Origin of the sequence: Hyalangium sp. (assembly GCF_035629615.1) — a bacterium.
In the GTDB taxonomy this organism is placed as follows: domain Bacteria; phylum Myxococcota; class Myxococcia; order Myxococcales; family Myxococcaceae; genus Hyalangium.
In genome coordinates this window covers 1-4,970 of record NZ_DASPHO010000703.1, presented here as the reverse complement: position 1 = coordinate 4,970, position 4,970 = coordinate 1, and the positions used below count along the sequence as shown (strand labels likewise).

Genomic DNA, 4,970 nt, shown 5'->3' with positions numbered 1-4,970 from the left:
CTGGAGCAAGGCCTGAAGCCGGTTTGCACCCTCCACCGCGTAGCCGATGAACTCATCCGCGTCCGCGTCCAGCTTGCCCCGGTAGCGCCGCGCCAGCAGCTGCGTATAGCTGGCCACCATGCGCAGGGGCTCCTGCAGATCATGCGAGGCCACGTAGGCGAACTGCTGCAGCTCTTCGTTGGAACGTGCCAGCTCCTCCGCGTGCAAGCGCAGGTCGCGCTCGGCGCGACGGCGCTCCACCCCCTGGGTGATGATCTCCGCCATCGCGGCGAGCACCTCCGTGAGCTCCCGAGAGAAGGGTTCCGTGCCGAACACGGCGAACACCCCCACGAGCTGCTCGCCCAGCATCAGCGGATAGCCGGCCAGCGACTCCATTCCTTCCCGGAGCGCCCACTCCCGGTCTGCCCTCCCGGGAGCGTGCCGCAGCTCATTCGTCGTGTGCGGCTTGCGCTCCTGGGCGATGCGCCCGACCTCGAGCTGGCCTAGGGAGATACGGGCGTGCTCCCCATCCAACGCCGTGTAGCGCCCGGCACTGGCTCCCAGTCGCAGCTCGAGCGTCTCTCGATCGAGGATCCACACCCGCGCCAAGGCCACGCCCAGGTGCCGCACCACCGCCTCGCAGGCAGACTGGAGCATCTGCGCCTTGGTGCCCTGCCGCGCGAGCGCGGCGCTCACGTCGGCGCGCAGGGCCTCATGGCGCCGGGCGCTCTGCTCGGCCCGGAGGTTGAGAGCGGCGGCCTCGGCCTTGCGCTGCGCGGTCAGGTCGATGTTGACACCCACCCACTCGCGGACGCTGCCATCCACACTGCGCACGGGGACCCCGCGCGCCAGCGTGATGCTGTAGCTCCCGTCCGGTCGGCGCAGCCGGTACTCGACCTCGTAGATGCCCTGGCGCGCCACGGCCTCTGCCCACTCGCGCCCTGCGCGCTCGCGATCCCCCGGGTGCACCGCGTCGAGCCACCCGAGACCCTTCCACTGCTCGAAGCTCTGACCGGTGAGCACACGCCAGGAGGGCGAGTCCTCCACCACGGAGCCGTCCGGGCGTGTCACCCACACCGCCTGGGCCGTCGCCGTGATGAGCGAGCGGAAGCGCTCCTCGGCATGCACCGCGTCCCGGTAGAGCCGGGCATTGTCCACCGCCAGGGCCGCGCGCGTCGCGAGCTGCTCGGCGAGGCTGAAGTCCTCCCGGCTGAAGCGCCGGCGGGACTCGGCGCTGACGAGCGAGAGCGCTCCCAGCGTGCGCCCTCGGGCGGTGAGCGGCAGGATCATGGCCGAGCGCAGCCCCAGCTCCCGAGCGATGCGCAGGTGCTCAGCGTCCCTCGAGCCAGTCACCAGCAGCTCGTCCGGAATATCCGGGAGGAACTCTGGCTTGCCCGTGCGGAGGACCTCGAGCACGCCATGACGGTCCTCCGGGCGCGGCGGGTAGCGCTGGCGAAGCTCCTCGGCATAGCGCACCTTGGCCGGGTCCACGTGGGCAACTCCCAGCTGGCGCGTAGAGCCATCGTCGTTGATGATCTCGATGGCGCACCAGTCCGCCAGGCGCGGCACCACCAGCCGCGTCAGGGCCGCGAGCGTGGCCTCGTAGTCCAGCGAGGAAGATGCCAACAGCGTGCCCGCTTCTGCCAGGAAGCTCATTGCGTCCGCGGCGCGCTTCTGGTCGTCGATATCCGTGCAGGTCCCGAACCACTTGATGATGCGCCCTTCGGCGTCGCGCACCGGGTGGGCCCGGCCCAGGAACCACCGGTAGATGCCATCATGGCGGCGGCAGCGGTACTCCGTCTCGTAGAGCTCCCCCGTGCGCAGGGAGTGATGCCAGCGTCGCAGCGTCTCCGGCATGTCGTCCGGGTGGAACGGACCTTGCCAGCCCTCTCCCTGGGACTGGCCCGGCGTAGTACCCGTGTAGTCGTACCAGCGCTGGTTGTAGTAATCGTGGTAGCCGTCCGGCCGCGTGGTCCACACCAGCTGGGGGATCGTCTCCGCCAGCTGCTGGAAGGCGTCACTCATGAAGCCGCCCATCGGCCGCTCGCCCTGATGGCCGGGAGCTCTCTCCATGTCTGGCAGGGGGTGGGTATCCATGGTGTGCCAGACCGTAACAGCGCGGTCGCCTCGGTCCCTTTCAGCCGAGGACACGCTTTCCTCCACCTGACAATCGTCCCGGAGTTTCACTGTCCGCTGAGAAGGCAAACAACCAGGCCCCCGGTTCTCCCAACCCGCTTATGCTGGCGCGGGTCCTACCGTCCGAGCAGAACTGTCCCAGGAGGAGTGCCATGGCCAAGGCAATGTGGAAGGACGCCGTGCTCGCCGAGAGCGAGCGGTACGAGGTGGTGGAGGGCAATGTCTACTTCCCTCCGGAGGCGCTCCGGCGTGAGCGGTTCCAGGTGAGCAGCACGCACACCACCTGCCCGTGGAAGGGCGAGGCCAGCTACTACGATGTGGTGGTGGACGGTCAGGTGAACAAGGACGCGGCCTGGTATTACCCCGAGCCCAAGGATGCTGCGCGCAACATCCGCGGCCACGTGGCTTTCTGGAAGGGAGTGCAGGTAGAGCGGTAGCCGCTCGGCCTCTCCTCTAGACTGGCCTGAATGAACGCCTCCAGCGCCAACCCGCTCCTGTCCGATCGCGACGTCAGCTTCCAGCTCTACGAGGTGCTCGACGCCTCGGGGCTCTGCGCGCTTCCCGCCTTCTCCGAGCACTCGCGTGAGACGTTCGAGCTGCTGCTGGACAACGTGCGCCGCTTTGCCCGCGAGGTGCTCTTCCCCACCTACCGGCTCATGGACACCGAGCCCCCCGCCTTCCGCGAGGGGCGCATCCACGCGCACCCGCTCATGCGCCGGCTCTACCCGGGCATGGCGGAGCTGGGGCTGCTCACGGCCACCCGGCCCCCGGAGGTGGGTGGCCAGCGGCTGCCCCTCACCGTCGCCTCGGCGGCCTCCGTGTACCTCATGGCAGCCAACCTCAGCGCCTATGGCTACCTGGGCCTCACCCTCGGCGCGGCGCACCTGCTGGAGGTGTTTGGCACGCCCTGGCTGCGTGAGGAGTTCATGGCCCGCCTGTACCGGGGCGAGTGGACGGGCACCATGGCCCTCACCGAGCCACAAGCCGGCAGCAGCCTCGCGGACGTGAAGACACGCGCCACTCCCTCCACCGACGGCACCTACAAGATCTCCGGCTCGAAGATCTTCATCAGCGGCGCGGACCAGGACTTCACCGAGAACGTCGTGCACCTCACGCTGGCCCGCATCGAGGGTGCGCCTCCCGGGACGCGGGGCATCTCGCTGTTCGCCGTGCCCACGCGCCGGCCACAGGGCGGCCGGCTGGTGGACAACGATGTGCGGGTGGCGGGCGCCATCCACAAGATCGGCTGGCGGGGCCTGCCCAGCTGCGTCCTCAACTACGGCGAGGCGGGGGACTGCCGGGGCTGGCTCGTCGGGCCGGAGCACCGGGGGTTGGCCTGCATGTTCCAGATGATGAACGAGGCGCGCATCATGGTAGGCCTCAACGGCGTGTCCACCGCGTCCGTGGCCTACCATGAGGCGCTGGCCTACGCGCGAAGCCGCCCCCAGGGCCGGCCCGCCGGGGCCAAGGATGCCGTCCAGCCACAGGCTCCCATCATCGAGCACGCGGACGTGCGGCGCATGATGCTGCGCCAGAAGGCCATCGTGGAGGGCGGGCTCTCACTGCTGCTCGCGGCCTCGTGGCAGGCGGACCTTGCCGCCCACGCACCGGAGGAAGCGGCACGGCGGCGCGCGGGGCTGCTGCTGGATCTCCTCACACCAGTGGCCAAGACGTTCCCGGCGGAGAAGGGCTACGAGGCCAATGCGCTCGCGCTCCAGGTTCACGGTGGCTACGGCTACTCGAGCGAGTATCTGCCGGAGGCCTGGCTGCGCGACCAGAAGCTCAACAGCATCCACGAGGGCACCACCGGCATCCAGGGGTTGGACCTGCTGGGGCGCAAGGCGATGGCCGCCGGAGGCGAGGCGTTGCGGATCTTCTCCGAGGAGGTGGCCGCTACCGCAGCCCGCGCTCGCAAGGCCGGCGTGGAGGAAGGCTGGTGCGCGGCGATGGAGCGGACCCTGGAGGCGGTGGGAGCGCTGACGCTGACACTGGGCTCCCTGGGCATGGCAGGAGAGGTGGAGCAGATGCTGCGCCACAGCGCGGACTACATGGAGCTGTTCTCCATTGTCGCGGTGGCATGGCGGTGGCTGGAGCAAGCGGCGGCGGCGCGCGAGGGGCTCGCTCGGGGAAGCGAAGGGCGAGACTTCTACGAGGGCAAGCTGTGCGCGGCGCAGTATTGGTTCGCGGTGGAGGTGCCGCGCGTGCCGCACCTGGTGGAGCTGTGCCGCTCGTGCGAGGACTCGTACACCCGCATGCACTCCGAGTGGTTCTGAGTCCTTTATAAGGAAGACCCATGGCCGTCTCCTTCCACCTGTGCCAGCCCGGCCAAGGCGCTTCGTGCGGCGCCTGCTGCGGGCTGTACAACTTCCGAGACCACTCGCGCGCGGCGCTGACCGAGCGGCTCGCCGAGCAGACCTCCCAGCTCCAGGACATCCCGAAGGAGCGGGAGGCCTGGCTCGATGCAGCTCGGAACCTCGTGGAGTCCCGCCGCGACGCTCCCCTCTTCCCCGCCGTGCGCGTGTGCCCGCTGCTGGGCTTCCTGGATGACGCGCAGCGGACGGTGGGCTGCCTGGGCCACCCCAAGGTCACAGGTGGAGTGGATCTGCGCGACTGCGGCGTCTATCGGGCCTCCATCTGCGAGACGTTCACCTGCCCCTCGTTCGGCTGGCTCGAGGACGCCCAGGCCCGGCTCGTCCATGCGGCGTGCGCGGACTGGTACCTCTATGGCCTCGTCATCACGGACGTGGAGTTCGTCCGGGGATGCCTGCGCCTCGTCGAGCGGGAGCTGGGCGGCCCGGCGCGTCCAGACGTGATGATGGCCCGGCCCGCCGTGCTGGATGCCGTGCGGCGCCTCT

At 69.6% G+C, this 4,970-nt stretch carries 4 protein-coding genes; 3 read left to right on the top strand and 1 reads right to left on the bottom strand.

The annotated features are described in order from the left end of the window. Positions 1 to 2,004: PAS domain-containing protein (locus VD972_RS35200; protein WP_324993192.1), on the bottom strand; the 2,004-nt coding region annotated here is incomplete at its 3' end. Between the two features lie 263 nt (positions 2,005 to 2,267). Here VD972_RS35200 and VD972_RS35195 point away from each other — a divergent pair. From VD972_RS35195 to VD972_RS35185, 3 genes are all read left to right on the top strand, one after another. Continuing rightward, the gene (locus VD972_RS35195) at positions 2,268 to 2,552 is read left to right on the top strand and encodes a DUF427 domain-containing protein (protein WP_324993191.1); all 285 of its coding nucleotides are present in this window, start codon (positions 2,268 to 2,270) and stop codon (positions 2,550 to 2,552) included. Positions 2,553 to 2,582: 30 nt separating this feature from the next. Beyond that, positions 2,583 to 4,388 (top strand): acyl-CoA dehydrogenase, encoded by a 1,806-nt coding sequence (locus VD972_RS35190; protein ID WP_324993190.1) that lies wholly within the window; start codon positions 2,583 to 2,585, stop codon positions 4,386 to 4,388. A 20-nt stretch (positions 4,389 to 4,408) separates the two neighbouring features. Next, the coding region (locus VD972_RS35185) for a hypothetical protein (protein WP_324993189.1) at positions 4,409 to 4,970 on the top strand (562 nt) is incomplete at its 3' end.

Bases quoted from the DNA above. Each gene is read 5' to 3' on its own strand.
- VD972_RS35195 (WP_324993191.1), top strand. From the start codon at position 2,268: ATGGCCAAGGCAATGTGGAAGGACGCCGTGCTCGCCGAGAGCGAGCGG.
- VD972_RS35190 (WP_324993190.1), top strand. From the start codon at position 2,583: ATGAACGCCTCCAGCGCCAACCCGCTCCTGTCCGATCGCGACGTCAGC.